Origin of the sequence: Actinomyces graevenitzii C83, assembly GCF_000239695.1 — a bacterium.
GTDB classification, from domain to species: domain Bacteria; phylum Actinomycetota; class Actinomycetes; order Actinomycetales; family Actinomycetaceae; genus Actinomyces; species Actinomyces graevenitzii.
Genome location: NZ_JH470338.1, coordinates 912,068 through 938,223, shown reverse-complemented (window position 1 = coordinate 938,223; position 26,156 = coordinate 912,068). Strand labels below are relative to the sequence as shown.

Below are 26,156 nucleotides of genomic sequence, written 5' to 3'. Positions count from 1 at the left end.
GCATCTTAACAACCGGGTGAGCCTAACGGCGCCTGAGCCACCTAGGCCATACAATCCAAGTGTGCGCATTGATCCTCATACTCATTCAAGTTGTTCCGATGGCACCCAAACCCCAGCACAGTTAGTCGCTTCCGCTCTCGAATGCGGCCTGGACGTTATTGGGTTGACCGACCATGACACCACAGATGGATGGCACCAAGCTGCGCAAGCAATCGAAGGCACCAGCCTGAAACTGCTGCGCGGCATGGAAATTTCCTGCTCCTACCAGGGAATTACCCTGCATCTGCTCTCTTACCTACACGACCCCGACAATGTGGCTTTAAATCGGGAGCTTAGGCGCTCGCATGAAGCCCGCCATGAGCGCGCCCGCCTTATGGTTGAGCGACTAAGCAAGGATTACCCCATCACCTGGGAAGAAGTTGTCGCTCAGACAGCTCCCGGAGCCACTTTGGGACGCCCTCACATTGCTGACGCGCTGGTAGCTGCCGGGGCTTTTAAAAACCGCAGCGAGGTTTTTGCCGGCCCGCTTAAGCCTGGCTCGCCCTACACCGTGGAGCGTTACGCCCCCGACCCGGTCAAAGCCTGCGCCCTGGTACGCGCAGCTGGGGGAGTGCCGGTGGTGGCTCACCCGCGTGCCGCTAGCCGCAGCAAGCGCCTAATTCCCGATGAGGTATTTGCTCGCATGGCTGAGGTTGGTTTGGCTGGTCTTGAGGTTTATCACCGCGATCACGACGACGCCGCCCGTGCGCAGGCCCTGCGTCTTGCTAAGGATCTGGGGCTGGGAATTAGCGGTTCAAGCGACTACCACGGGGCGGGTAAACCTAACCGTTTAGGCGAAAACCTAATGCCGGTAGAGTTCTACGAGCGCGTTGTGGAGCAGGGGCTGCTACCCATTCTGGAGGGGTAGTGGAAATCTTTGAACCCCATGTGTTTGCTACCTCGCTAGCTACGCTGGTAGTTATTCAAGACCCGGTGGGGGCCATCCCGATCTTCCTGTCACTAACTGGAAAACAGTCTGATGCGCAGCGTAAAAGATCTGCCCGCACAGCTACGCTAGTTAGCCTTGGCGTAATTTTAGTATTCGCCTTAGCTGGACGTTACATTCTAGAGTTTCTAGGTATTAGCGTGCCCGCTTTGCAGCTATCTGGTGGTCTGTTGCTACTGTTGGTGGCCTTGGAGCTGCTTACTGACAAAATGGATGAGCATCCTGACCCTGACGCTACCGGTGGGGTTAACGCAGCCCTAGTGCCCCTAGGTACGCCCCTACTGGCTGGGCCCGGTGCGATTGTGGCCGCCATGGTGGCAGCTGATTCTTCTGGCTCCACCGCCGGTTGGATTAGTGTGGGTGTGGCTATCGTGATGTCACACGTGGTCATTTGGCTCACCCTGCACTTCTCCACGGTGCTTAACCGGATTCTTAAGCAGTCTGGTATCACCCTGCTAACCCGTATTGCCGGTTTGCTGCTGGCAGCTATTGCGGTGCAGATGATGGTGGACGCGGTAGAGACCTTTGTAAAGCAGTTCGGGGCCTAGCCTCAGCGGTGGGGCCTGTCCTTGGGACTGGCCCGTCCATAGCGGCTGGCCCCGCCGTGCGCAACAAGCATCCCGCCGCGCGGGCGGCCAAACCGTTCGCCGTGCGGGAGGCCAAGGGCCCAGCTCAGGGCGCCTAGGCGCGTGGCCAATCAAAACCGTATGCCGCTGGCTGCAAAACCAAGAACAAACCCCCGGCTCGTTAGAGCACGGGGGTTTGCGGCGTTTAAAGGAGCCTACCTGAGCCAGTGTACTCCTTAGAGCTCACTCAGTGGGTTTTAAGAAGCTACCCAGTTTTTGTGGCTTGGCTAGCAGGCTTAACCAGCAGCCTTGGCTAAGCAGCCTTTTCGGCAGGCTTCTAGTCGGCTTCAAGCTGGTTTTGCCCAGTTGGTTTTACTCAGCTTTAGTGCGGCGAGCACCGCGAGTGCGCTTACGGGGACGACGCGACTTAGCCTGCTTAGTGCGCACGGCGTCGTCGGCCTTACGGTGAGCGCGCCCCCGGCCCCGAGAGCGGCCGCGAGAACGGGCGGCAGAGCGAGAGCCAGTGGTGCCCAGATCCTCAATATATTCAGCGCTTAAACCCTCACGCTTACGCTGCGAGCGTGGCAGGCGGTTACCCACATTCTCAGGAATATCCAGGTCACTGTAGAGGTGAGGACTGGTGTGGTAGGTCTCTACCGGCTCCTTATACTCCAAGCCCAGCGTCTTGCAGTTCAGGCGCCAACGCGGCAGGTCCTCCCAATCCACAAAGGTGACCGCCGTGCCGTGCTTGCCGGCGCGCCCAGTGCGGCCGATGCGGTGCACGTAGGTCATGGCGTCTTCGGGGCACTCATAGTTAATAACGTGGGTGACGTCGTCGACGTCGATACCACGGGCGGCCACATCGGTAGCTACCAGCACATCCACCTTGCCGTTACGCAGGGCACGCATGGCCTGCTCGCGGGCACCTTGGCCCAAGTCACCATGCAGCGCGGCCACGGCGAAACCCTGCCTGGACAGCTCCCGGGTGACCGTGTCGGCGGTGCGCTTGGTGCGGCAGAAAATAATGCAGCCTTCGCGCTCGCGGGCCTGCAAAATGCGGCAGATAACCTCCACCTTGTTCATGGCGTGCACGCGGTAGGCGTACTGGGAGACGCTGCGCACTGTGAGGGTGTCGTCTGCGGGATCTTCCTGGGCCCGAATATGGGTGGGCTGGTTCATGTAGCGCCTGGCCAGGGCAATCACTGCGGCCGGCATGGTGGCGCTAAAGAGCATGGTTTGGCGGTCGGGGCGGGTAGCGGCCAGGATCTTTTCCACGTCAGGCAAGAAACCCAGGTCAAGCATTTCATCGGCCTCATCAAGCACCACGGTGGTGACGTGGTCTAGACGCAAAATGCCGCGATTAATCAGGTCTAGCAGGCGCCCGGGGGTACCCACAATAACCTCCGCACCAGCTTTAATGGCCTCAATTTGGGGCTCATAGGCACGCCCGCCATAAACCTGGGCGATGCGCACGGTGCGGTATTTGGCGGCGGCGCTGAGCTCTTCAGCTACCTGTTTGGCCAGCTCACGGGTGGGCAGAATAACCAGGGCCTGGGCGCTGCCGGAGGCTGGGTCTTCATCCCAACCTTCCTCGCCGGGGCCTAGGGTGTCCATTAGCAGCGGAATACCGAAGCCTAGGGTTTTACCGGTACCGGTTTTGGCTTGACCGATAATGTCTGCCCCATCTAACGCCACCGGCAGGGTTAATGCCTGGATCGGGAAGGGGTGGGTGATGCCGCGTTCGTCTAGGGCCTTGGTAATTTCCTCTTCTACGCCGTACTGGGCGAAGGTTTTGGTCTCTAAATCAAGGCTGTCGGCGGTGGCGCTGATGTCTGCGTCTACCTCATCGGGGCGCACAGCGGTGGCGGCAGCGGAGTTAATTAGGCCAGTGTTTGTGGCCTCAATGTTAGTATTGTTCTCGCTCATATATGCCTTCAACTTTAGGCGCTTTTTTGGCTTTATGGCAGTGTAAATGGGGTAGTTCACGTCAGCGCCTCACTAATGTGAGCGGCTTTGACTAAACTGTTGCCATGGACACTGCTTCTAATGTTTCAGCCTCTGGGGCCCCCGCGTTTAATTTGGTGGCTGGGCTGGTTACCTGGTCTTTATCGGTGCAATCCATTCGCCTGGGCAAGGATGCTTATATGGCTCCCGACATGGTCACGCGGGCCGCGTTGATGCGGCTAAGTGCCCAAACCACGCAGGATTTTAAGGCGGTTTCTACCCGTAGCCGTGAGCTGGGGGTTGATGCGCTAGATAATGCGCAGCCGTTTATGGGGGCGCTGGGTGATTACGATGAGCGTACTCGCCCGGCTGACTGGCCTGAGCGTGTGCTTAAGACTTATTTGGGTATGGGTTTGCTGGGCGACTTTGCGGCCCATGCGGTTTCGCTGCTGCCTCCGGCGCTGGCCTCTGAGCTGGCGCCCTATCTGGACCACCGTGAGCTGGATGCTTTTGCTTCTGCCAGTATTTTGGGTGCAGCCGGTTCTGACCCGCAGCTGGCGGCCCGCTTGGGGCTGTGGGGGCGGCGCGTGGTTGGTGAGGAAGTGGGTACTTTCCACGCTTTGCTGGCACGTTTTAAGGGTTTAGCTGCCGACGACGCCGCCCGCCAGGGCTACCACGACGCTCTGTCTGCTGGGGCGGCCACCCGCATGAAGGGCCTGGGCCTGCGCGTATGAGGCTATCTGCATAAAAACAAACCCCACCGGCTAGGCCGGTGGGGTTTTGTGCGCGCCTCTAGCTGGCGGCGCGGCGCCTAGGGGCGCCTAAAAAGTGGCGCCCAGCAGCAGTCTAAAGAAGGCGCCTGAAGAATCAGAGGGCGAAGCCCACGCGACGCGGCTCGCTTTCACCCAGCACTACGTAGGCAATAGCGGAGGTGGGCACATAAACCTTGCGGCCCTTGTCGTCGTCGAGAACTACGGCGGGGGAGCCCTGAGCGGCCTTGATGGTGGAAAGTACGCGCTCTTGGCTGTCATTGGTCTCGAAGGTTAGCTCGCGCGCAACGTTGGTGATGCCGATGGTGACCTGCATGTAAAGCTCCTAGTAAAGAAGTAGTGGGCCGGCAGGGAATGCGGGAAATTTACTTACATAATGCTACTGCAATGCAAAAAATACACGAATTGGCGTGTATAAGCTGTGTTCCAATAGTTACATGAGCAAATTCTGCTTAACGCCGCCGTCGCAGCGCTTTGAGCTGCCACAACCAGACGCTTTCACCACTAAAGCCTCCCAGCTAGTTGGCGAAGGGCGAAATTTGGTGGCTTTGGGGGCGCCGGGCAGTGGCAAAACTACTTTAGCGGTGTCCCTGGTGGCCCAGGCGGTGGCGCAGGGGCGTCAAGCAGTGTTGCTTAGCCCCACACGCGTGCGTGCAGATCAGCTGCGCACTTATTTGGTGCAGGCTCAAACCCAGCTGGCCAGCCGCCAGGGCCAAGCGGCGTCGCAGTCACCCCAAACTCAGCCCAGCCCAGCTCAGACCGGCCCGACGGCAGACTCAGGCGTCCCAGCGGATAAGTCCGGCCCGGCCCAGACCGGCCCGGCGGCGTCAGCCCAAACCTATACCCAGGATGCTGCGGGGGCCGCCCCGGCGGCGTCGGTGCAGGTGGACACCCCGCGCGTGTTTACCCCGGCGGCTTTTGCGCTGCGTATCCTAAGCCAGTGGTTTAGCCAGCGCCTACAACCCCTGCCAGCCCCGGTGTTGCTGATGGGCGCTGATGAGGACGCCGCCCTAGAACAGCTAATTGGCCAGGTCAGCTGGTCTCAACCAGCTGAAGTAACTCAAACACGCGGTTTTCGCGCCCAAATCCGTAACCTGTTCTCGCGCTGCGGTGAGCTGGGGGTTGACTACCAGCTGCTAGAGCAACTGGGCCAGGCCGCCCAGGTACAGCTGTGGTGTGAGGCGGCGCCACTGTTAAAACTGTGGGACAGCCAAAGTGACATCAGCGCCGCCAACCGGGCCATGGCGCTGAAACTAGACACTGCCCGCCTGCAAGATCGGGCCCTATATGCACTAGAGCATTGGTATCAAGCCGATGTAACCGCTCCGCCGCAGCTGCCAGATCTGGTGGTGGTAGACGACTACCAAGACTGCACGGCGGCCACCGCCCGCCTACTGCACGCTTTAGCTGCCCTAAACCTTGGCGAGGCTGAGGGACAAGGCTGGTCTGCTGGCCAGATGCCAAGCGCTGGCCTCGGTGGCGCCAGTGGCGCGCAAGGACCTGGCAGCCGCAGCAGTGCGAATGGATCTGGTGACGCCACTGGTGCGGGGGAGCCTGGCGGCGTCGGCGTGACTAGCCCCGGCGACGTCGAGCACAAGGACGGGCGCAGCACCCAAATAGTGGTGCTAGGCAACCCGGATGAGGCGGTTGAAACCTTCCGTGGCGGAGACCCGTTAATGCTAGCCAGTGCCGCACGCGATTTTGACGCCGTCGCCCTAACCCTGCCGCAAGTGCATCGCGGCTCACGCCAAATCGCTGCTCTAATTGAACTGGCCGTGCAGCAAGTACAGGTAGCCGGATGCATCAGCCAACGCCGCCCCAATTACCAGCATTTGGTGCAAAACAGCCAAAGTGTGTGCTTTAAAGTGGCGCCAGATGACACTGTCCAGGTGGGGGCTGTGGCCGCACATATGCGCTCGCTGCATCTAGAGCAAGGCCTGGCCTGGGGGCAAATGGCGGTGATTGTGCGCCAAAGCAGTTCGGTGGAGCTGATCCGCCAAGAACTACGCCGAGGCGGAGTACCCCTAGCCCCAGACACCCCTGCCCTGCTGCTGCGCAGTGAACCAGCCGCGAAGGCCCTACTTGACTGCGCCCGCGCCGCCCTAGAGCAGCTACTGGGCGTGCCGGTGGTGCAAGAAGAAGCAGCCCGCGCCCTGCTACTAAGTCCCCTGGTGGGCTTTAGTGCCATTGAGCTACGCCGGCTGCGACGCATTTTGGGGGAGAGCCCAGACCACCTAAGCATCCGGGTGCTTAGTGACTCAGAACTATTTGACCAGCTAGAGGCAGCCCCCACCTTGGCCGCCAAAGCTAAAGTGGCCCAAGCCATTAATGAGGCTCTGGCTAAAGAACGCAGCGAGGGCTTAGAGGCCCTGGTATGGGGGGCCTGGCAGGCCAGCGGCAAAGCCCAATACTGGCGCCAACTGGCCCTAGATCTTGAGGCTGACTCGCTGCTGCGCCAACGCGCCGACCACGACCTGGACGTGGTTATCTCCCTGTTTAAACGCCTAGAGGTGTGGAGTGAACGCAACCCCTCAGCTCCCGGCCAGCAGTTCCTTGATGAGCTAGAGGCCCAGCAGGTGGCCTCGGACTCGGTGGCGGCTCTAGGGGCGCGGCCGCAAGGTGTTTCGGTGCTGACGGTGGCGGCCTGTGCGGGGCGTCAGTGGGAGTTTGTGGCGGTTTTAGGTATCGACGACGGCGTGTGGCCTAACCTGCGCCTGCGTGACAGCCTCACCCAAACCGGTTTACTAACCGACATTGTCTCCCAACGCATAGCTGACACTGTCAACTTATCTAGCTTAACTGCCAGCTTGGACCCCCAAGCCCTAGCTCAAGCCCGCGCCCAGATTTGCAGCGACGAGATGCGCCTGCTGGTGGCCGCCATGTCGCGAGCCAACAGTCAACTGTGGTTAGGGGCAGTTAACGGTGGCGAACAAGGGCCTTCCAGTTTCTTCAACTACCTAAGCCGCCAAAGCGGCATCCCGGTTGAACCAATCCAACCTGGCGGTGCCTACACTCTGCGCGGCCTGGTAGCTACGCTGCGTCGGCAACTAATGCTTGATTTAAAACACAACGACGGCGCCGGGGCCCCACAAATCGCCGCGCTACTAGCCGCCCTAGCCCAGCGTGGGGTGCCCGGAGCCGATCCACGCAGCTGGCTGGGGATCGCTGGGGCCAGTCAATTCCTCACCGAGCTGCCCGCCCAGCTAGAAAGCCAAGACCGCCTGGGCACGCAGGTGGCCACCCACGCCGTCGTCGCCCTTAAACAATTGCAAGCCCAGCGCGTAAACCAAGCCCGCCAACGCGGGGCTAGGCTCTCACCCTCAGACGTGGAAAACATTGAAACCTGCCCGCTGCGCTGGTACCTGCAACGCCACGGGGGCTCGCCGGCAAGCTCCAGCGCCCAGCAGATCGGGGCGCTAATCCACTGGCTGGCCCAGCAAGGTCAAGAACATGGGCTGAGCCGCGAACAGCTACTAGACCTGTTCTATCGTGAACGCTCCAGCCTGCAGCTACCCGGGGGTTGGTATGGGCGCCAAGAAAACCAGCGGGTAGAGAAAATGGTGGAAAACCTGGCCCTTTACCTGGCCAACAGTCCCGCAAACATGCAGGTAGAAGTGGAGTGCCCAGTGCGCGCTCAGGTGGAACTAGAAGTGGATGGCGCCCCGCTTAAAATCAAAATTTCCGGGCGCGCAGACCGCCTAGAACACACCAGTCAAGGCATAGACGTAATCGACTTTAAAACCGGCGCCAGTGTGGACTCTGCCGGTGCCCAAACCAACGCTCAGCTGGCCACTTACCGTGTAGCCCTGCAGGCACGCGGCGAAAACGTGCATGGTGGGGCGCTCATCATGCTGGGTAAAGAAAACAAAAAAGCCCAGGTGGATGCTTTAACCTATCCCGGCTCGCGCGAATTAGCCCCCAGTGACTACCTAGAAACTGGCCAAGGCTGGGACACGGACCTGATCAGCGCCGCCGCCCGCGACAGTTTAGGGCCCAGCTATCAGGCCCGCACCGGAGAACACTGCCGCCACTGCGCCTACCAAGATTTCTGCCCCGCCCTAAGCGATCGGAACTACCTATGAGCGCACCAAAACCAGCAGCCGGGGCCCAGTTTCTAGCCCTACCTACGCCGCCGCAACGCTTAACCCCCGCTCAGCTATTTACGGCGTTGGGTGAAAAGCATATGCCCACTGATCAGCAAGAAAAGGTAATTACTGCGCCCCTAAAACCAACTTTGGTGGTGGCCGGGGCCGGCTCAGGTAAAACCGCCACCATGAGTGCGCGCGTAACCTACCTGGTGGCCAGTGGGCAGGTGGACCCTAGCCAAGTACTGGGTCTAACCTTCACCCGTAAAGCCACCCATGAGCTGCGCGAACGCATCGAAAACCGGCTTGGCCAGCTGTATCGCTATCCTGGCTGGACACCGTCAAGTACTCGCTCTAATGCTGCTGAGTCGGCGTCAGCTGACGCCCCGTCCACAGCTGCCGAGGTAGGAGGCAGTAACAGCCAAGTACAAGAGCTTACAGCAGTGGCGGGGGAGGCCACCGTAGCCACCTACAACTCCTTTGCCGGCTCCCTAGTGCGCGAATGGGGCCTAGAAGTAGGCCTGGAAACCGACACCGCCGTACTGACCCCCGCCAGCTCCTGGCAGATCATGTATGAGCTGATGGAAAACTGGGGCCAAGAATTTGAAGAACCCTTCAGTTCCCTAGATTCAGCCACCGAACTAGCCCTGCAGGTAGCCAACTCGCTTAACGAAAACCTACTTAGCGTAGATGAAGCCCGCGAACTGATGGCAGATCTGAGCCAGAACCTAAAAGACCTGCGCTCAGTGCGCGGGGCAGCCAAAGCCATTGACGCCAAAAGCCTGCCAGCCATGACCAAACGTATCCAAGTGCTGGATCTGGTAGAGCGCTACATTGACTACAAACGTGAAAACTCACTGGTGGACTTTGGCGACCAGGTGGCACTGGCCTGCCGGATCGTTACTGATGAGCGGGTGGGGCCGCGCGTAATCGCCCAATACCGTGACCGCTTCAAAGCGGTACTGCTAGATGAGTTCCAAGACACCTCGGTGGCACAAACCATTTTGCTCTCCAGACTCTTTGCCGGCTGCGGGGTAGTGGCTGTGGGTGACCCCAACCAGGCCATTTATGGTTGGCGCGGCGCCAGCTCAGCGGCGCTAGGCCAGTTCCACCGCCACTTCAGCAACGGTGCCGGCCCGGTGCTGCAACTATCCACTGCCTGGCGTAACGATCCACAAATCTTGCAGGCAGCCAACCGCATCAGTGATCCGCTGCGTGCCAGTGGTCAGGTGAAAGTAGAAAAACTGGTTAAACGCCCCGGGGTGGGCGATGAGCGCGGCAAAGTGTGGGCTGCCAGAGTGCAAGATGGCCTGGCTGAAGCTGAGCTGATCGCCAAATTCCTGGCCCAGCGTTGGTCTCCAAGCAAATCCATGGCGGTGCTGTGCCGTACCCGCAGCCAATTCACCCCGATCGTGGCCGCCCTGATTGAGCGTGGCATTCCAGTAGAGGTGGTGGGTTTAGGGGGCCTGCTGGATGTGCCTGAAGTGGCTGACGTGCGCGCCCTGATGAGCGTGGCTTTAGACCCCACCAGCGCCGACCGCTTAATGCGGCTAATTGACCTGGTAGGGATCGACGCCGCCGATCTAGACGTGGTGTGGAGCTTTGCCCGCGAACTGGTTAACGCCCGCGCTAACACTGGGCAAAGTAGCGCTGAGCCGCTACTAGCTGAGGCCCTAAGCGAAATAGTGGTTAACTTTGCAGCATTTGAAGCTTTCTGCAAAAAATATGCCTGCGCGCTGTCACCGGCGGGCCTATACCAAGCCAAACGCCTAGGGCGCATACTGCAAGAAGCTAATGGGGCCGCCAACTTGGAACTGGTGGACTTCATCTCCTGGGCTGAGCGCGCCCTGGGGTTGGATGTTGAAGCTGCTGCGCGCGTGGATGTAAATGAGGTGGGGGCGCGGGCGCTAGCAGCGCTGCGAGCCCAGGCGACGTCGTTCAAAGCCCAAAACCCTGAAGCTGGGGCGCAAGTGTTCTTAGGCTGGCTAAACGCGGCCCAAGACCAAGAACGCGGGCTGGAACTACCTGAAGTTGAGCCCGCCCCCGGCGCGGTGCAAGTGCTAACCGTGCACGCCTCCAAAGGTTTGGAATGGGACATAGTGGTGGTTCCCGGCCTGGTGGAAGCCAATTTCCCCAGCTACCGTAGCCGGCCTAAAGAGGACTACACGGTGCTGGCAAACAGCTGGATCACCCAGGTGAGCGAGTTCCCCCATACCCTGCGCCGCGACTATGACTCATTGCCGCCGTGCCCATTTATTGGGCTTAGCCCCCAGGCCGGTAAAGATGCGATTTTGGCTGCCGGCGAGGAATACCGCAGTGAGCTTGGTAAATGGGAGGTGGCTGAGGAACGGCGCCTGGCCTATGTGGCCTACACTCGGGCCCGTAGCCAGCTGCTGCTGACTACCAGCCACTATGCGGCGCTTTCAAAGACCCCCAAGATGACCAGTCGGTTTTTGAAAGAGCTAGAGCGTTCACAGATGGTGCAGTTCCTAGCAGATGATGAACGCGACGATGATTTAAGCAATCGCGCCTTAGACCAAAGCTCGGTGTCTGTATGGCCGCACCAGCTCGACGCCCTGGCCGGTCTGGAAGAGCCAGGTGTTGCAGATGTGCCGGGCCAAGCTGTGCCGGGCAAGCAGGCTGGGCTGAGTTTGCGGCTGCGCGCAGCTGCCCTAGTCAGCGCGGCGGGCGGCTGCCAGGGTGCTGGCTCCGAAGAGGCTTTACAAATACCGGAAGGTTTAGCGCCGCAGCTTGATGATTGGTGGCGCCAAGCCCGCCTGCTGCTGCAAGAGCGCCAAATCCGCCAAGAAAACGGGCAGGAAATTGTTTTGCCTAGTCACCTGGCTGCCACGGCCATGGCCAAAGTGGGTAAAGAAGACTTCATCATGTCTTTGCGTCGCCCCCTGCCGCCGCCACCTTCCAAGGCAGCGCGGTTAGGTACAGCCTTCCATGAGGAAATGTCGCAGCGTCTAAACAGTGAAGGCACTTTGCTTTCGCTAGCTGAAGCCGGCAGTGACCGCCTGAGCCCCGCTGACCGCAAGCAGGTTAACGACTGGCTTGATAACGTCGCTGACCTGGAGATACTGCAAGGCTATAGTCCCTACGCTACCGAAATTGACCAGGAAATTAGGTTGGCTGGATTCAATGTGCGTTGTCGTATTGACGCCGTGTTTAAAGCGGTTGAAAAAGGCCGCGCCCAGTGGCTGATTGTGGACTGGAAAACCGGTGGTCAGCGCGTGCGGGTAGATCAGCTTTCGCTGTATGTGCATGCCTGGGCGGCCAGCCAAAACGTGGATATCAGCCAGGTGCGCGCGGCCTATGTGTATGTGCAAGACGGCCATGTTGATGAGCTGCGACCGCGCCAAATCATTGGCCTAGATGTCTTCAAGGAGCGCCTAGAAACCCTGCGCGCTCAGCACTAACTCAGGCAAACAAACACAGGTAAACAAACACAGGCAAAATCATCCCTTCCCTATAAAAATTCCATGGGGTTTTATAGGGAAGGGATGAAATGTCAGTATTTGTGGGCGGCATTTCAAAATGTGACCCACAGTTATCAAATGCTGAGCCGGTAATCGTGGCTGGCAAGCCTGCGCCGGCGCTTGAGCCCCGGCCCGATATCACTCAGGGCAGCAAGCTCAACGCTCCTCAGTTTCAATCGGCGCTGTGTCCATGCGGTAGATCTCCGTGGCCGTGTCTGGTGTGGCTGCATGACGCCGCGCCCAGGCCTGGTTTTTAGCGCTCTTCTCCCGCTGGGCCAGCAGATCGACGCCGCCAGTAAACTTTTCTTCACTGACGATTTCGATCTGCGCACTTGCAGGCGTGTACGGGCTGTAGGGGCTATAAGGACTGCGGGCAATACCCAGGCTTGAGGTGTCAAAACCTAGATCTGGGCTAGCTGCGCTAAGCCCCATGATTGGGCTGTGAACATCCGGGGTTTGCTCTGCTGCATCTTGTGCGCTTCTTGCGCTGCGGCCCCCGGTATTTAGATCCAAGGTAGAGCTGCTCTCCGCGCTGGGTTCTCGCCCGCGCCAAGTGCCAGCGCTGAACCTCGAACTAAAGCTAGCGCTAAGTTTTGACCCCAGAGCGCCAACACTGAGCTTCTCAGACTTCTTAGCTTCGGGCTGTTTTTCTTCGTCATGGCCAGAAGAGCTACCGTAGTTGCCAGAGTAGGACTCGTAATCTAAATCGTCGTAGTAGTCTTCATCGGCCCTAGTCCCAGAGCCGGACTCGTCTTGGCCCCCAGCATTAGTGTGGTAGCCATCCGCAGTGTGGTAGCCATCCGCAGTGTGGTAGTCATCTGCGCTGTCAGCACTCGCATAGTTCCCGGCGTCGTCGTAATTAGCTTCTTTACCAACTGTCTTGGCATCAGAGTCGTAATCAGTGCCGTAAGTGCTGTCGCTAGACATGTCATCGCCGTCGTCGCTATAAGCACTGTCATAGCTATGGTCGTCATCAGGGGAAATATCCGGCGAAGCGTTGGAAGCCACCACCGCCATGGGCCTTGAGCGCTCCACAAATAGCTCGTCGCCCACCTGCTCGGCCAGGTCTTCGAGCATTTCTACAGCTTCATCAATGATTGCGTCATCCTTGGTACGCACCCCGTGCAGCAGCCAACGCGCCAGGTTCAGCTCGCTGACCAGCTCTGCGCGCAACCGCAGGTATTTATCCACGCCCTCAATGCGGCCACGGTCATAGGCTTCCTCGATCACATCCAAAGTGTCAATCGGGGCGCTGGAATAAACCCAGGCCAGATCCTCAGCCGGGTCACCTACACGCATTTGGCTTAGCCCTTTGAAAGCCAAAATTGAGCCGCCGCCGGTAATGATGTTCTCTTCGGCCAGGTCACCGTGCACTACCACGGGGTGGAAGCGCCACCACAGATCCTCATCCAGCGCCGACTCCCAGCGGGCCAACAGGTTGGAATCAACCTTGCCGGTCATGGCAGCATCGTCGAATAAAGACTGCCAGTTGCTGCGCACATCGGCGGCAGTGAGCACCGGCAGGCCGGCCTCTTCGATCAGGGTGGGGGGAATTTCATGCAGCTGAGCTAGCGCGCGTCCCAGGCCGGCAGCCAGGCCGGGGCCAGGTCGCAGGGATTCAATCGCTAGTGGGTGACCGGGGATGTGGCTACGGACCTGCACATACGACTTGTCTGGAAGAGTCACCCCACCTTCAGGGCGCGGCACGTCAAAGTCCACGTAGCCACCGTCTACACGCCGGCCAATCTGTTTAAGCACCCGCGACTCCGCAATCAGTGCGGCGCCAATGGTGGGGTTGGTGGTGTGGATTACTTCCCAGTGCCGTCCTTGCACGTCAATCAGTCCAGTGAGGGTCTGATCTGCGTCTCGGTGCTGGGGAAGGGCCAACCGCGCGGGGATCACATTGGGGGCGGCAACAACCGCCAGCGCAGCCAGGTTCAGGTAGGAACGCTCACGAGACATGCCTATAGCGTAAAACACGGCTTAGTGGTTGCACCCTTGCCGCGCCGCCGCTTGGGGAATAAGCCCCCGTGATACGCCTGTTGCTAGCGTGGCTGGTGGGCTGGTTTGCTGGGTCCTAGGGCCGACGCCACCGGCACAGTTTGGTCTCGACGGCGCCTGGGGGTCAAGCTCGACGGCGACGCCGCAGTGAGTGCCAGGGTGGGCTCAAATGCCGGACCGGGCGGGTGCCAGGTGGGCGCCGTCGTCGTTGACGAAGAAGTAAGCAGCAACAAAATAGGACTTTAGTACCAAGTAATGCCCACATGCTTTACCTTAAGAAAGACACAATCAAGTCACAATCGGACAAAGTTCAAAAAAAGTGATGCAGGAAACTAAAGGGCGCGTTAATCTGGAATTGGAAAGGTATTTACCCAGCTCATAGGGGTATCGAGCGGGAAGTTAGGGGCCAAGGTGGCAACAGACTTTTTTGGTACGCAGGTACGCAAAGCTGTGCGCCGGGCCGGAATTGACCCGCTCAAAGACAGCGTCGAGCTCAATAACATCATCAACTACGTGCGTGAAGAATACGTAGCGCGCGCAGATGCCGGGCTGGTACCCAGCGATGTTGATTTAGACCAGCTTTCCCGCCAAATCCGCGCAGAACTGACCGGCGCCGGGGTGCTGCAAGGCTACCTGGACGACGATTCCATTGAAGAAGTTTGGGTTAACGGCCCCGGCCAGGTGTTTATTTCGCGCGGTGGACGCAGCGAACTAACTACCACCATCCTCGAAAGCCAAGAATTAGAGCAAATAATTGAGCGTCTGCTGCGCGCCTCTGGACGGCGTCTAGACCTGTCTAGCCCCTTCGTGGACGCCCAACTGCGCGGCGGCGAACGTCTGCACGTAGTGATCCCACCTATCACCGCAGGTAAATGGGCGGTAAATATCCGCAAACACGTAGCTAGAGTGGCGCGCACAGCCGACCTGGTGCGCTTGGGCTCTTTAACCGCCCAAGCTGCCCGCTTTCTCGACGCCGCCGTGGCCGTGGGTTTAAACGTGGTGGTTTCAGGGGCCACGCAAGCCGGAAAAACCACCATGGTGCGGGCCCTGGCGGCCGCCATTCCACCCCAAGAACGGGTGGTGACCTGCGAAGAAGTCTTTGAGCTGGGGCTGCGTAACCGCGACTGTGTGGCTATGCAAACGCGCAGCGCCAATATTGAAGATCGCGGTGAAATTCCACTGCGACGCTTAATTAAAGAATCTTTACGTATGCGCCCCAACCGGCTGCTTATCGGCGAGGTGCGTGAAGCTGAAGCCCTGGATTTGCTGATCGCCATGAACTCGGGGCTGCCTTCAATGTCCACAATTCACGCTAATTCTGCGCGTGAAGCCGTGGTGAAACTATGCACTTTGCCGCTGCTGGCTGGCGAAAACGTCTCTGCCGCATTCGTTGTGCCCACGGTAGCTAGCTGCGTGGATTTGGTGGTGCATTTAAACCAGGATCGCAGTGGCAGGCGGCGCGTAGAAGAAATCGCTTCACTCTCAGGTCGCGTTGAGAATGGTGTGATAGAGCTTGCCAGTGTCTATAAAACCGATAGCGACGGCGTGCTGCGTCGGGGGCTAGGGGCGCCTGATGCACAGCGCTTTAGCCGCGCCGGTTTTGACCTAAGCGAGCTACTGCGACAGGAGCGCCCATGGGGATAGTCATAGGCCTGATATTTGCGCTGGGGTGTTTAAGCATTCTGGCCGCGTGCACTTCGGAACCTAATCCACGACTGACGCGCCTAAACGAAGCCATGGAACGCAACTTGCGTCAAGCCGGGGTAGGTAAAACCTCGCCAGCTGCTTTTAGTGCAGGCTGCCTGGTGGGGGCGCTGGTGGTGGGCCTGGTCTTTTTAGGTGTCAGTGGAGCTTGGCCGATTGCTTTAGCATTTGCGCTAATCACCTTGATCATGCCGGTGGTTTGGATTAACTCCAGGGCCCGCAAACACCGCACTGAGCTGCGCACTCTGTGGCCAGACGCAATTGACACCCTGGTTTCTTCCATCCGGGCCGGGTTAAGCCTGCCCGAAGCCCTAGCTAACTTAGCTGAGCATGGCCCGGTGCAGCTACGCGGCGAATTTGCTGCCTTCGCAGTGGACTATGCGGTTTCCTCCAGCTTTGAAAACTCGCTGGAAGCTTTCAAGCGTCGCAGCGCAGACCCGGTAGCTGACCGTATTGCCCAAGCCCTGGCGCTGGCTCATGAGGTGGGCGGCAACGATCTTTACCAGGTACTACAGTCACTTTCGCAAATGCTGCGCGCTGATTTACACACGCGCGGCGAGCTGGAAGCGCGCCAATCTTGGACAGTTAACGGCGCTAAGGTGGCCGTGGCTGCGCCCTGGATTGTGCTGCTGCTTCTTTCCACTAAACCTAGTGCCGCCAGTGCCTACGCCACCCGCCAAGGTGCCCTGGTGCTACTGATTGGGGCGCTTACCTGCGCGGGAGCCTACTGGCTGATGCTGCGCCTGGGGCGTTTGCATGAAGAACAGCGGGTGCGGTGATGATGCGACAAGTAACTGCACTGGGTTTTGTTATCTGCGCCTTGGGTTCTAGCGGGGTATGGCTGATTTACCGCGCCCTTTTCCCTTCCCCACCTACCTTGGCTAGCCGCGTGGAGCCCTATGTGCATCTACGTAAACGTAGCGTTAGCGCGGAAAATTCGCGTTCTTTCAGTTCCTTTATGGGGGCCCTGGTGGCGCAGTTGGGGCGGGCGGTAGAAAATACTGGTTCCTCCTCTGGTTCGGTGCGTCGTCGGCTAAACCGCATTAACAGCCCCCTGAGCGTGGAGGATTTCCGCCTGCAACAGCTGGCCTGCGCTGTGGCCGCGCTGGTAGCCACCATCGCCTTTGGGGTGGGGGCGAGCCGTTTCACCCATGTGGCCCCGCTGGGGGTAGTGGTGCTGGCGTTGATCGCAGCGGTTGTGGGACTGTCTGCGCGCGACTGGTATCTGAGTGTTAAGGTGCGCCGCTACCAAAAACAGCTGGTGGATCAGTTGCCTGACACGGTAGAGCTGTTGGCCCTGGCGGTGGGGGCGGGGCTGAGTCCGCAAAACGCGATTGAGCGCGTATGTATGCAGTCCAGCGGGCCTATGCATGACCAGCTGCAAGCCACCTTGTCGCAGATGCGTGCCGGTAGCCGCTTGGCTGTGGCCCTGGAGGATCTGTCTGAACGCAATCAGTTGCCGGCCCTAAGCCGCTTTTGCCAGGCCATGATTGTGGCTATTGAACGCGGCACGCCTATGGCTGAGGTGTTGCGCGCCCAAGCCTATGACGCGCGTGAAGCTGCCCGCCGTGCCTTGATGGAGGAGGGCGGGCGTAAAGAGATCGCCCAAATGGTGCCGGTGGTTTTCCTAGTGCTGCCGGTAACGGTGGTGTTTGCGCTCTACCCGGGATTGGCGGTGTTGCACTTTAAGCTGTGAAATTTACGCCCGTCTCAAGGCGGGGCGGGCGCACCCATAAAGAAATTCAAAGGAGAATGACTGATGAAAAACATGGTGGTTAAGGCTGCCTCAAAGCTGCGTGCGCTGCGTGGGGCCGTTGGCTCCCAGCGCGGTGATGTGCCCGGATGGGTGCTGGTCACCTTGATGAGCGCCGGTTTGGTGGTGGCGTTGTGGACTGTTGCCGGCAAGGTACTTGTGGAAGTGTTCAACAATGCCATCTCTAAAGTCGCTGGCATGGGTTAACGACCAGCTGCGCCAGGTTTTCGGGCTACATCCGGTTTCCCAGGCGTGCCAGGCTTGTCGGGTATGCCTAGTTTCCCGGGTACGCCAGGCTTGTCGGCTGCGCCAAGCGCGCGCTAACCAGGCAGACTCTAACCAGGCAGACCGGGTAGTGCGCTCTAATCAGGCAGGCTCGGTGCTGGTGGAATGGTCGCTAGTGGCGGTGCTGGTCATGGCGGTAACTGCGGCCTTGCTGCAGCTGACGCTTAGCTTGTATGTGCGCAATATTTTGGCCGACGCCGCCTCCGACGCCGCCCGTCACGCTGCGTTGGTGGGGGCCAGTGACGCTGAAGCCAATGCGCGCGTACAACAGCTATGCCACGGGGCTTTGCGTGCCAACTACCCGACTAAATCTGAGGTTTCTCACCTGCAACGCGGCTCAGTGTCGCTGGTACAGGTGCAGGTCAGTGCCCCTTTACCGGTGATTGGCTTATGGTCTCCCACGGGTAGCGTGGTGGTGCGCGGCCATGCGGTTGATCAGCGTAGCTATCAGCGTTAGGGGCTCGCATGCGCAAGCTAGATTTTCAACGCGGCAGTGCCACAGTGGAATTTATTGGTTGGACCGCCATAATCGTGATCCCACTGGTGTATTTCATTATTTACCTGTCGTATCTGCAGGCCACGGCGCTGGCTTTAGAGTCTGCGGTGCAGGCAGCGGGTCAGGTGGCTATGCACGCACGCACCCCGGAACAGGTTTCGCAGGCCTACACCGCCGCCCAACTGGCCTTGGATGATCAAGATGTGCCCGCTGATGCCCGCCAAGCCATGCACATTAGTTGCCTTAGCCCAGGTTGCGATGATGGGCGCGTGAGCATTTCGATTAGCGCCAAAGTGGCCCTGCCAGGAACTGGCCGGGCAGGTCAGGGCTTAGCTCCGGTGAGTTTAAGTGCTACTCGGCAGGTGCAGCTAGCTGACACACGCGGCTGGAAAGGGGCTAAATAATGCACACCTTACACTGTCAAGTGCCCTCTCGAATGCGCCGGGCCTGTGCGAGCCAGTCCGGCAGCACCATGCTGCTAGGAATTGGGGTAGGGGCAGTGGTGCTGGCTTTGATCCTGATTTTGGCTACTGCCACTGCGATTTACCTTGACCTTAAACGCCTAACCTACCTGGCCGACAACTGCGTGGCCTTAGCGGCCCGTGAAGTTGGCAGTGAGGGTCAGTTAGATGCGCTTGCCGCCCAAAAAACAGCCAGCTCATGCGTGGCACAGCAAGGCAGTGACCCTAATGGCCCCTTGGCTGGTTCGCGCCTTAGCTCAGTTAGTCTTAGCGGTTTAAGCGTGCAGGGAGACAAAGTGCAGGTGCAGCTTTCGGCCCGCACCAGCCCGGCCCTGATTCCTTGGGGCTTGCTGCCTGCCAGTGGCTTTAACCTGCACGCTAACGCCTCTTCTCACCTCAGCTTGCTCCAGTAAGGCGCGGGCGTTGCTGAGGATCGGACAGCCGCTGACTACGCAGGCGCGCTAAGGCGCGGGCGCCGTCGAGCCCTAAATAACCTGGCCGGCACGCATGCGTACCACCCGATCGCACTGGGCCGCCTCAGAGGAGTAGTGGGTGGAAATCAAAATCCCCACCCCACTGGAGGCCAACTGACGCAGATACTGCCAAAGCCGCAGTCGGGCTAGCGGATCCATGCCGGAAGTAGGCTCATCCATAATCAGCAGCTGCGGAGCGTGCATAGTGGCGTTCATACAGGCCAACATGCGCCTAGTAGACAGTGGCAAGTTAACTACTGGGTTGGCGCCAAAACTGCTGGCCCACCGGCCCACCTGGGTGGGGACCTGGCACTGATACTGGCGCGCATTGAAAATCAAGTTTTCACTTGCGCTCAACGATGGCGCCAAACCCACAAACTGGGGTACGTACCCTAAAAGCTTGCGTGCCTGCAAGCTACCGGGGCGTTGGCCCAGCACGCTAACCTGGCCCGAAGAGGCTGCTTCGAGACCCAAAATAATGCGCATACTGGTGGATTTACCGGCGCCATTAGCGCCAATTAAACCCACAATTTCACCCGGCGAGACAGCAAAAGACACGCCTTTAAGAGCCTCAAAATCGCCAAAACGTTTGCGCAGTTCCTGCACACTAATCAAGTCCTGCGCTTTGGGGGAGGGGGCCGTTGCTGACTTGCCGCTGCCTGCCTGGGTTGAGCTGGCGGGCTGTGCGGGGGTTGAGCTGGCGGGCTGTGCGGGGGTTGAGCTGGTGGGCTGTGCGGGGGTTGAGCTGGCGGGCTGTGCGGGGACTGAGTCGCTAGCCCCCGCTTGGCTTGATTGACCAAGCTCTGTGCTAAAACCTTGCCAATCGGAGCCGCTTTGGGCGCAAAGCTGCCAGGCAATACAGGCTCGCTCTAACGGCGCGCTGCGCTGCCAAGGCTCGCCCAAGCTGGCCACGGTTTGCTCATCAAGCTGGGAAGCGCAGGCAATTAGCTGCTTAGCGGTGCCGGTGGCCATCACACGTGAGCCCAAAGTCAAAATAATTTGGCTAGAGTCTTCCGCCTCATCAATATAGGTGGTGGCTACCACCACCGTGGCGCCCCGGGCAGCTTCAGCCTTAATCAAAGCCAAAATAGCTGCGCGCGAGTCAGGATCCACCCCGGTGGTGGGCTCATCTAGCACCAGTAGCTGCGGCTCAGGCAGGGCCGCCATAATCACGCCTAACTTTTTACGCATTCCCCCAGAGAGGTTGCGGGCCAGGCGGTCAGTGAAACGATCCAGGTCAGCTGCCTTGAGTAGCTGCTGGGCGCGGGCGTCGTCGTAATGACCAAAAATTTTTGCCACAAAACGTAAGTTCTCGGCTACGCTCAAATTAGGCCAAGTACCCGAATCACTAGGCATATAGCCAATCTGGGCAGAGTCCGGCAGGCCGCTTACCTTACCTTGAGTGGGGCGACGACGGCGGTTAAGCAGCGCCAAAATCGCATCCTTAGCACTAGCGCCGTCGCCAATAATGCTGCTGACGCTAGCAGGGGCAAAACTAAGGCAGGTGCCCTCCAACCCTGAGCAGCACGCATTTTCAAAACTAATCACGGCTAACCCCCTTAAATGCTGCGTAGCGAACGGGCCAAGCGGGCCGTGGCCGCCCCGAAAAGTAGTACGCATTGCAGCGCCATAATGCTAAGCGGCAGCCACAGTTGCGCGGCGTTAGAACCGTTAAGCATCACCCCGCGCGAAACCTGCACAAACCAGGTCAGCGGCAGTAGATAGCCGATGCAGCGCACCCAGGTGGCCATAGATTCCAGCGGGAAAACCAGGCCCGAAAGCAGTGTTTGGGGAATGATGGTCATAATCGCCATTTGCACCGCCTGCGCCGTGGTCTGCGAAACTGTGGAGATCAGCACTCCCAGCCCTAACACCACGCCCAGGAACAGCAGCCCGGCCAGCGCAAATAGCCACAGCTGTCCGTTGAAGGGAATATCGAACAGGTACACGCCGGCCAGCGCCACTGCGCTCATATCTACAATCGCCAGCATAAAGTAGGGCGAAATTTTGCCGGCAATAATTGAGCGGGCCTTAATCGGCATAACCGCCAGCTGCTCCAGGGTGCCGGCCTCGCGCTCACGCACCATGCCGATAGAGGTGATCAGCGTGCCTATAACCGCCATCACCAGGCCGATTAGACCAGGAATCATCACCCAAGAGGTTTTTAGATCAGGGTTGAACTCCACCTTGATCCAGTTGGTGTTAGTTTCCTGAGCCTGCTTGGCTAGGGCCTGCAGCTTTTGACTTTGCTCCTTAGCGGCTTGGGCGGCTTGGGTAGGGTTAGTGCGTAGCCCCTGCGCGCTTTGCTGGGCTTGGGTGGCGGCGCTGGAAAGCTGTTTTAACTGGGCGCGCATGTCATTTGCCTGCATTTGCACCAGGTCGGCCTTGGCGCTTTGGGCGGTAAAGAGTTTGGCGCCGTTTAAGTAGACATCCACCCGCTGGCTTAAGGTTCCCGCCTTGGCTTTGGGGATAACGACGACGTCGCCGCTGGGCGAGCGCAGTAGCTTTTGGGCCTGGGTGGGGGTGGCAGGGGCTGAAGTGTCGGCCACAAAGTTGAATTTGTCGGCTCCCGGTAGGGATTTTAGATAGCTGACAGTTGAGCTGGCCTGGGGGCCGATGACTTTGACGTTGATGTGGTCAACGGAGAAGTTGGCGGCGTAGCCGAACACTAGCAGTAGTAGCAGTGGCAGCATGATGATCATGGCTAGCGTGCGCCGGTCACGTTTGAGTTCTTGAAATTCCTTGATGAATAAGGCCCTCATGGTGTGTTCCTTTGATTGTGTCTGGTGTCCAGTAGGGCAACAGGCGCGGTATTTCATCGCTTGATGAAAATATTAAGATATTTCATCAACTGTGGAAATACTTGCTCTGTAATGTGACGCGCTATACGGTAGAGACGTGACTTCAGCTGCTAACGCCGTCGGGGGAGCCAAACGTGGCCCGCGCAATGGTGGAGTGGATAAAGAACAAATTTTGGCTGCCGCACGCGAAGAATTTGCGCTGCATGACTACAAAGGCACCACCATGCGCTCAGTGGCGCGCCGGGCCGGGTGTGATGCCAAGCTGATTCACTACTACTTTGGCTCCAAAGATGAACTGTTCGCTGAAGCTATCTCGCAGGTAATGGAATCGCTGCAGATTGCCCAGTGGTGGATAAGTCAAGCCGCAGAAGGTGGGGGTGGAGGAACGCAGGTACTGCGCCAGCTGCTGAACTTTGTGGAAACTAATGAATCGGGGCCAGCTTATGTGGCCATGGTGCGCGCACTGTCTTCTGAAGAGCAGGTGCGACAAATGTTTCTAGACCGCATTAGCTCGCGTGTAGCTCTGCCAACATTTACCAGTTTGGGTTTAGATCAGGTGCCAGTGCGCATGAATCTAATGACCACCCAGCTTTTAGGCCTAATAAGCGTGCGCTACATCATGAAGTTTGAGCCTCTAGCCTCAATGCCAAGAGATGAAGTAGCTGCCCTGGTGGGGCCAACGTTAGATCGGTATATGTCTCCAGACCTATTTACTAAGTAATAAAACTGCCCTGCCAATATTTTGGCAGGGCAGGCATTAGCGGATGCTTTGAATAGATTTTAGGCGGCTACCGGCAGGTCAAGCTCGCTGTTGCGACGGCGCAACTTTGCGGCCTGACGCTTGGCTAGCTGCTTCATGTAAGCGCGCTTAACGGTGATAACCGTGTATACGCCCACTGCCAGGAAGAACAGGTTGGCTACAGCCGAAGGCCAAGCGTTTACGTAGGCGCAGTTGATAATCAGCAAAATCGCACCCGACATGTTCAGAGCGTTGTACTTTAGGGAATCGCCGGCCCACACGCCGCGCGCCACTAGGAAGTAGGCGGCTACAAGAGCTAGGGAACCGATCCAGCCGATAACGGCGACGCTGATGTCAACAAGGGAAGTCACGCAGATATTTTTACGCGCTTTTAGAATGAAGATCAATTAAATAAAAACGCATTGGGTATGTAGAATTACTTCATGCAGTTGGATCCGCGACGCATGGCTATTCTGCTGGCTGTATATCGTAACGGTGGAATTGTGGCCGCCTCCGATACTTTGCGCATTTCCCCCAGTGCTATTTCGCAGCAGATCAGGCTATTAGAGAAAGAAGCCGGGGTACAGCTGCTAGAGCGCACGCCCCGGGGTGCACAATTAACCAGTGCCGGCCGACTGTTAACTGACGCTGCCGAACGTATAGAGGCTGAAATCACAGGGGCGCAGCGTGAGTTGTTAGCCTCCAGTGGCCAAAGCGTGACCGGTATGGTGCGGGTGGGCTCATTTCAAACCGGTATTTTGGCGCTGTTACTGCCGGTACGTGAACAAATCAGCCAGCTGCATCCAGGTATTGAACTACGCATTTACGAGCTTGATGATGCAGTTTCCCGCCGGCGCCTGCGCAGCGGTGAGCTAGACATGATGCTACTAGAGGCAGATGAATCAATTACTTTCACCCCCACCCGCTCCACCAAAGACATTCCCCTAACCTCAGACCCCTGGGTGCTGGCAGTGCCCCCACACCAGCCCGTGCCGACCTCACTTAGCGAGCTAACTAAACTCAACTGGCTGGATATGGATATCTCGACGGCGGGCGGTGCGGCCATGCGGCGCCTAGAGGGGGCCCTGGGGCATCGCTTTAACTCCACCCACGAAATCAACGACTACTCCACTGGGCTAACCATGGTGGCGCAAGGCTTGGGCTACTGCCTGGTACCCCATCTGGCTCTAGGTAGTTTCCCTGCACCTGCCGGAGTTGTCCTACACCACCTAACTGGACTAGGCGGACGCAAAGTGGTGCTGCGCCATCGGGCCACCCGCCTAGAACCAGACGCCGCCGCCAGTGAAGTAATCCGCCTACTAACGGCGAAAGGACACTGACGACGGCGCCTAAAGCTAGGCTCAGTGGGTTTTGTTTCAGGAAGTGGCTACAGCTCCAGTAAGCACCAGCACCACAATCACCGCACCCAAAATCACGCGGTAGATCAGGAATGAGGTGAACTTGTTGGAGGAGACGAACTTGAGTAGCCAGGCGATAGTGGCATAAGCGACTATGCCCGAAACCACGGTACCCAAAATGGTGGGGCCCCAACCAATGTCAGAAGAGATATCTTCACTGGCGGTAACGGCCTCCAGTAAACCTGCGGCCACCAGTGCCGGAATACCCATGAAGAAAGACAGACGAGTAGCAGTTACGCGGTCAAAGCCACGGAACAAGCCCGCGCTGATGGTGGCCCCAGAGCGAGAAATACCCGGGAAAATCGGGGCCAAAGCCTGGAACAGACCAATGATCAGCGCGTCCATAATGGTCACCTGGCTCATAGAACGGTCCAGGTTCTTCTTACGGTCAGCCAGCCACATCACCAGCGACCACACCACTAGCGCGCCAGCAATAATCCACAAGCTACGCGAAGTGGTTTCAATAAAGTTCTTCAGTGCCAAGCCCAGCACAGCCACCGGAATGGAGCCCACAATAATGCCCCAACCCAGGGTGTAGTCGGGGTCAGTGCGGTGCTCCTTGTTGCGCAGGCCGCGAATCCAGGCCGTGGCAATGCGTACGATGTCAGACCAGAAATAAACTACGGCAGCGAGGATCGCGCCAATCTGGATGATAGCGGTAAACGCGGTCATACCAGCAGAGTTGATCTGGTAGCCCAGCAGTTTTTCCACGATGTTGAGGTGTCCGGTGGAAGACACCGGTAGGAATTCGGTGATGCCCTCAATCACGCCTAGGATGATGGCGTCGATCCAGTTCATGTAAAGGTCCCTCTGGTCAGATAAATATTTGCTTAGGTAACTCTAGCGTGCTTCCAGCGTTATAGCCGTGGCCTTGATAACTGCAAACAGACTAGTGCCCACCTGGATGCCTAATTCTGCAATGGCGGCGGCGGTTAGGCGGGTGCGGTCGCAGTCATCGCAAAATGGCCTGGTAATTGAGGCAATAATGCCCACTGTGCCGCCGGGTCGTGTGGCGGTGGGGGCCACCTGCCATAGCTGAGCTGGGCGTCGGTCAGGGCGACCCAACTCGGTTAGTTCGAAGCCATTAGCTGCAAAAATATCCAAAATCCTTTGGGCGCTAACGATTGCCTGGCGACTCCAAGCCTGCGCACCTAGTGGCATGTGCTCAATAAAACGCAGCTGCCAGCCTTCACGCAGGCTCTTATCCAGCAGGCTTGGTGCTACCTGCTCGATTGTGTCCGCCATGGCTACGGCATTGACCTTAATTGGGTTTAGCCCCACCATCGCAGCAGTTTGGATACCGCGTAGGGCGTCAGCAAAACGGTCGCGGCGAGTAGTAGTGGCATAAACGCTGGCATCGACAGAATCCAGCGACACATTAACCCGGTCTAGGCCGGCGCTGCGCAGCTGGGCTGCGCGCCGATCCAGGCCCAAGCCATTAGTGGTAAGGGCCAGGTCGGGCTTAATGCCAGCGTGAGTGCGCAGCTGAGCTAGGGCCGCCACCAGCTGCTCTAAATCACGCCGCAGTAGCGGCTCGCCGCCGGTAATGCGGATGCGTTCAATGCCTAAGCGTTCCACCCCAATGCGCGCTAAGCGCACCAGTTCCTCAAGGCTTAGTAGCTGCTCATTTTTTAGCCACTCAAGGCCCTGCGCAGGCATGCAATAGGTGCAGCGCAGATTGCATTTATCGGTAATAGATAAACGCAAATCTCTGGCCTGGCGGCCATAGCGGTCAACCAGCTGCCCACCCGCCTCGGCGCCAGGGGCGCGTAGGGCGGGTGGGGCAGTGGCTAAGCTGGGAGCGCTCACAGTGGTTTATGACCTTTAGTGGGTGTGGTGAATTAGCGCGGCGAATGAGTTAGGCAGTGCGCAGACTTTAGGCAGTACGGCGGATGGCTACGATAGCGCCGTCGTCGCCCTCATAAACCAGCTCATAGCTGAAGTCGCCAGGAATCTGGGAGTCAATCTGCATCAACAGCGGGCGCGGTACGTGCGGGGCAAACAGCTCCATGCCCTCACCCGGAGCTAGGGAGGCTACCGCGCCCAAAATGGCGGCGTGGCGTAGCTTGGGCGGGAAGGGGCGGGCGTCTAGGCGCGGCAGTTCATCTTGCACGGAGCTGCAGCCGCAGCCGCAACCGCCGTGGCCCTGGCTAGAAACGTCGGTAACAGGGATCTGGTTCTGGCTCATTGGAG

General features: G+C 58.6%; 24 protein-coding genes. 15 read left to right on the top strand and 9 right to left on the bottom strand.

Features of this window, described 5'->3' with window-relative positions:
* Positions 1-61: 61 nt before the first annotated feature.
* Both HMPREF0045_RS04045 and HMPREF0045_RS04040 read left to right on the top strand, forming a co-directional pair.
* Positions 62-907 carry a PHP domain-containing protein gene (locus HMPREF0045_RS04045; RefSeq protein WP_005985768.1) on the top strand — a complete coding sequence of 282 codons (846 nt, stop codon included), beginning with the start codon at positions 62-64 and terminating at the stop codon, positions 905-907.
* A complete protein-coding gene (locus tag HMPREF0045_RS04040; RefSeq protein WP_005985766.1) occupies positions 907-1,533 on the top strand; it encodes a MarC family protein in 627 nt (208 codons plus the stop codon). The genes HMPREF0045_RS04045 and HMPREF0045_RS04040 overlap by 1 nt, the downstream gene beginning before the upstream one ends.
* Positions 1,534-1,923: 390 nt before the next feature.
* Here HMPREF0045_RS04040 and HMPREF0045_RS04035 read toward each other — a convergent pair whose 3' ends face one another.
* On the bottom strand, positions 1,924-3,477 hold the full coding sequence (locus HMPREF0045_RS04035; RefSeq protein WP_050807462.1) for a DEAD/DEAH box helicase: 1,554 nt from the start codon (positions 3,475-3,477) through the stop codon (positions 1,924-1,926).
* 104 nt (positions 3,478-3,581) lie between these two features.
* Here HMPREF0045_RS04035 and HMPREF0045_RS04030 point away from each other — a divergent pair, with 104 nt between their 5' ends.
* Entirely contained in the window at positions 3,582-4,229 is a 648-nt protein-coding gene (locus HMPREF0045_RS04030; protein WP_005985761.1) for a ferritin-like fold-containing protein, read from the top strand.
* Between the two features lie 133 nt (positions 4,230-4,362).
* Here HMPREF0045_RS04030 and HMPREF0045_RS04025 read toward each other — a convergent pair whose 3' ends face one another.
* Positions 4,363-4,581, bottom strand: a complete 219-nt coding sequence (locus HMPREF0045_RS04025) for a DUF3107 domain-containing protein (RefSeq protein WP_005985759.1) — start codon at positions 4,579-4,581, stop codon at positions 4,363-4,365.
* 121 nt (positions 4,582-4,702) lie between these two features.
* On the opposite strand from HMPREF0045_RS04025, the gene HMPREF0045_RS04020 reads away from it, so the two are divergent.
* Complete coding sequence (locus tag HMPREF0045_RS04020; RefSeq protein ID WP_005985757.1) at positions 4,703-8,347, top strand: PD-(D/E)XK nuclease family protein; 3,645 nt, start codon at positions 4,703-4,705, stop codon at positions 8,345-8,347.
* Complete coding sequence (locus HMPREF0045_RS04015) at positions 8,344-11,772, top strand: ATP-dependent DNA helicase (RefSeq protein WP_005985755.1); 3,429 nt, start codon at positions 8,344-8,346, stop codon at positions 11,770-11,772. The genes HMPREF0045_RS04020 and HMPREF0045_RS04015 overlap by 4 nt, the downstream gene beginning before the upstream one ends.
* A 216-nt stretch (positions 11,773-11,988) precedes the next feature.
* Here the strand turns inward: HMPREF0045_RS04015 and HMPREF0045_RS09555 are convergent, their stop codons facing one another.
* Positions 11,989-13,794: a phosphotransferase gene (locus HMPREF0045_RS09555; protein WP_005985753.1), complete on the bottom strand. Its 1,806-nt coding sequence runs from the start codon at positions 13,792-13,794 to the stop codon at positions 11,989-11,991.
* 105 nt (positions 13,795-13,899) lie between these two features.
* On the opposite strand from HMPREF0045_RS09555, the gene HMPREF0045_RS10410 reads away from it, so the two are divergent.
* The 8 genes from HMPREF0045_RS10410 (at position 13,900) to HMPREF0045_RS03975 (ending at position 18,945) form a co-directional block, all read left to right on the top strand.
* The gene (locus HMPREF0045_RS10410; RefSeq protein ID WP_155813088.1) at positions 13,900-14,079 is read left to right on the top strand and encodes a hypothetical protein; all 180 of its coding nucleotides are present in this window, start codon (positions 13,900-13,902) and stop codon (positions 14,077-14,079) included.
* A 165-nt stretch (positions 14,080-14,244) separates the two neighbouring features.
* Positions 14,245-15,477, top strand: coding sequence for a CpaF family protein (locus tag HMPREF0045_RS04005; RefSeq protein ID WP_005985751.1), 1,233 nt, complete (start codon positions 14,245-14,247; stop codon positions 15,475-15,477).
* Positions 15,468-16,316: a type II secretion system F family protein gene (locus HMPREF0045_RS04000; RefSeq protein WP_005985749.1), complete on the top strand. Its 849-nt coding sequence runs from the start codon at positions 15,468-15,470 to the stop codon at positions 16,314-16,316. The genes HMPREF0045_RS04005 and HMPREF0045_RS04000 overlap by 10 nt, the downstream gene beginning before the upstream one ends.
* Entirely contained in the window at positions 16,316-17,233 is a 918-nt protein-coding gene (locus HMPREF0045_RS03995; RefSeq protein WP_005985747.1) for a type II secretion system F family protein, read from the top strand. Before HMPREF0045_RS04000 ends, HMPREF0045_RS03995 begins: the two co-directional genes overlap by 1 nt.
* A 72-nt stretch (positions 17,234-17,305) precedes the next feature.
* Entirely contained in the window at positions 17,306-17,497 is a 192-nt protein-coding gene (locus HMPREF0045_RS03990; protein WP_050807460.1) for a hypothetical protein, read from the top strand.
* Complete coding sequence (locus HMPREF0045_RS10025) at positions 17,466-18,032, top strand: TadE/TadG family type IV pilus assembly protein (protein ID WP_005985744.1); 567 nt, start codon at positions 17,466-17,468, stop codon at positions 18,030-18,032. The genes HMPREF0045_RS03990 and HMPREF0045_RS10025 overlap by 32 nt, the downstream gene beginning before the upstream one ends.
* Positions 18,033-18,040: 8 nt before the next feature.
* Positions 18,041-18,475, top strand: coding sequence for a hypothetical protein (locus HMPREF0045_RS03980; protein WP_005985742.1), 435 nt, complete (start codon positions 18,041-18,043; stop codon positions 18,473-18,475).
* Positions 18,475-18,945, top strand: a complete 471-nt coding sequence (locus tag HMPREF0045_RS03975; protein ID WP_005985740.1) for a hypothetical protein — start codon at positions 18,475-18,477, stop codon at positions 18,943-18,945. The genes HMPREF0045_RS03980 and HMPREF0045_RS03975 overlap by 1 nt, the downstream gene beginning before the upstream one ends.
* A gap of 72 nt (positions 18,946-19,017) precedes the next feature.
* Here the strand turns inward: HMPREF0045_RS03975 and HMPREF0045_RS03970 are convergent, their stop codons facing one another.
* Positions 19,018-20,553: an ATP-binding cassette domain-containing protein gene (locus HMPREF0045_RS03970; protein ID WP_005985738.1), complete on the bottom strand. Its 1,536-nt coding sequence runs from the start codon at positions 20,551-20,553 to the stop codon at positions 19,018-19,020.
* Positions 20,554-20,564: 11 nt separating this feature from the next.
* Positions 20,565-21,767 carry an ABC transporter permease gene (locus tag HMPREF0045_RS03965; protein WP_005985736.1) on the bottom strand — a complete coding sequence of 401 codons (1,203 nt, stop codon included), beginning with the start codon at positions 21,765-21,767 and terminating at the stop codon, positions 20,565-20,567.
* 136 nt (positions 21,768-21,903) lie between these two features.
* On the opposite strand from HMPREF0045_RS03965, the gene HMPREF0045_RS03960 reads away from it, so the two are divergent.
* Positions 21,904-22,527: a TetR/AcrR family transcriptional regulator gene (locus HMPREF0045_RS03960; RefSeq protein ID WP_005985734.1), complete on the top strand. Its 624-nt coding sequence runs from the start codon at positions 21,904-21,906 to the stop codon at positions 22,525-22,527.
* A 59-nt stretch (positions 22,528-22,586) separates the two neighbouring features.
* Here the strand turns inward: HMPREF0045_RS03960 and HMPREF0045_RS03955 are convergent, their stop codons facing one another.
* Positions 22,587-22,916 (bottom strand): CBU_0592 family membrane protein, encoded by a 330-nt coding sequence (locus HMPREF0045_RS03955; protein ID WP_021603810.1) that lies wholly within the window; start codon positions 22,914-22,916, stop codon positions 22,587-22,589.
* A 72-nt stretch (positions 22,917-22,988) separates the two neighbouring features.
* Here HMPREF0045_RS03955 and HMPREF0045_RS03950 point away from each other — a divergent pair, with 72 nt between their 5' ends.
* Positions 22,989-23,885, top strand: coding sequence for a LysR family transcriptional regulator (locus HMPREF0045_RS03950; protein WP_005985730.1), 897 nt, complete (start codon positions 22,989-22,991; stop codon positions 23,883-23,885).
* Positions 23,886-23,921: 36 nt separating this feature from the next.
* Here HMPREF0045_RS03950 and HMPREF0045_RS03945 read toward each other — a convergent pair whose 3' ends face one another.
* The 3 genes from HMPREF0045_RS03945 to HMPREF0045_RS03935 all read right to left on the bottom strand — a co-directional run bounded on the left by HMPREF0045_RS03945 (position 23,922) and on the right by HMPREF0045_RS03935 (position 26,151).
* The gene (locus tag HMPREF0045_RS03945; RefSeq protein WP_005985728.1) at positions 23,922-24,761 is read right to left on the bottom strand and encodes an undecaprenyl-diphosphate phosphatase; all 840 of its coding nucleotides are present in this window, start codon (positions 24,759-24,761) and stop codon (positions 23,922-23,924) included.
* A gap of 42 nt (positions 24,762-24,803) precedes the next feature.
* On the bottom strand, positions 24,804-25,772 hold the full coding sequence (gene moaA / locus HMPREF0045_RS03940) for a GTP 3',8-cyclase MoaA (RefSeq protein ID WP_005985726.1): 969 nt from the start codon (positions 25,770-25,772) through the stop codon (positions 24,804-24,806).
* Between the two features lie 67 nt (positions 25,773-25,839).
* Complete coding sequence (locus HMPREF0045_RS03935) at positions 25,840-26,151, bottom strand: DUF2249 domain-containing protein (RefSeq protein ID WP_005985724.1); 312 nt, start codon at positions 26,149-26,151, stop codon at positions 25,840-25,842.
* Positions 26,152-26,156: the final 5 nt, after the last annotated feature.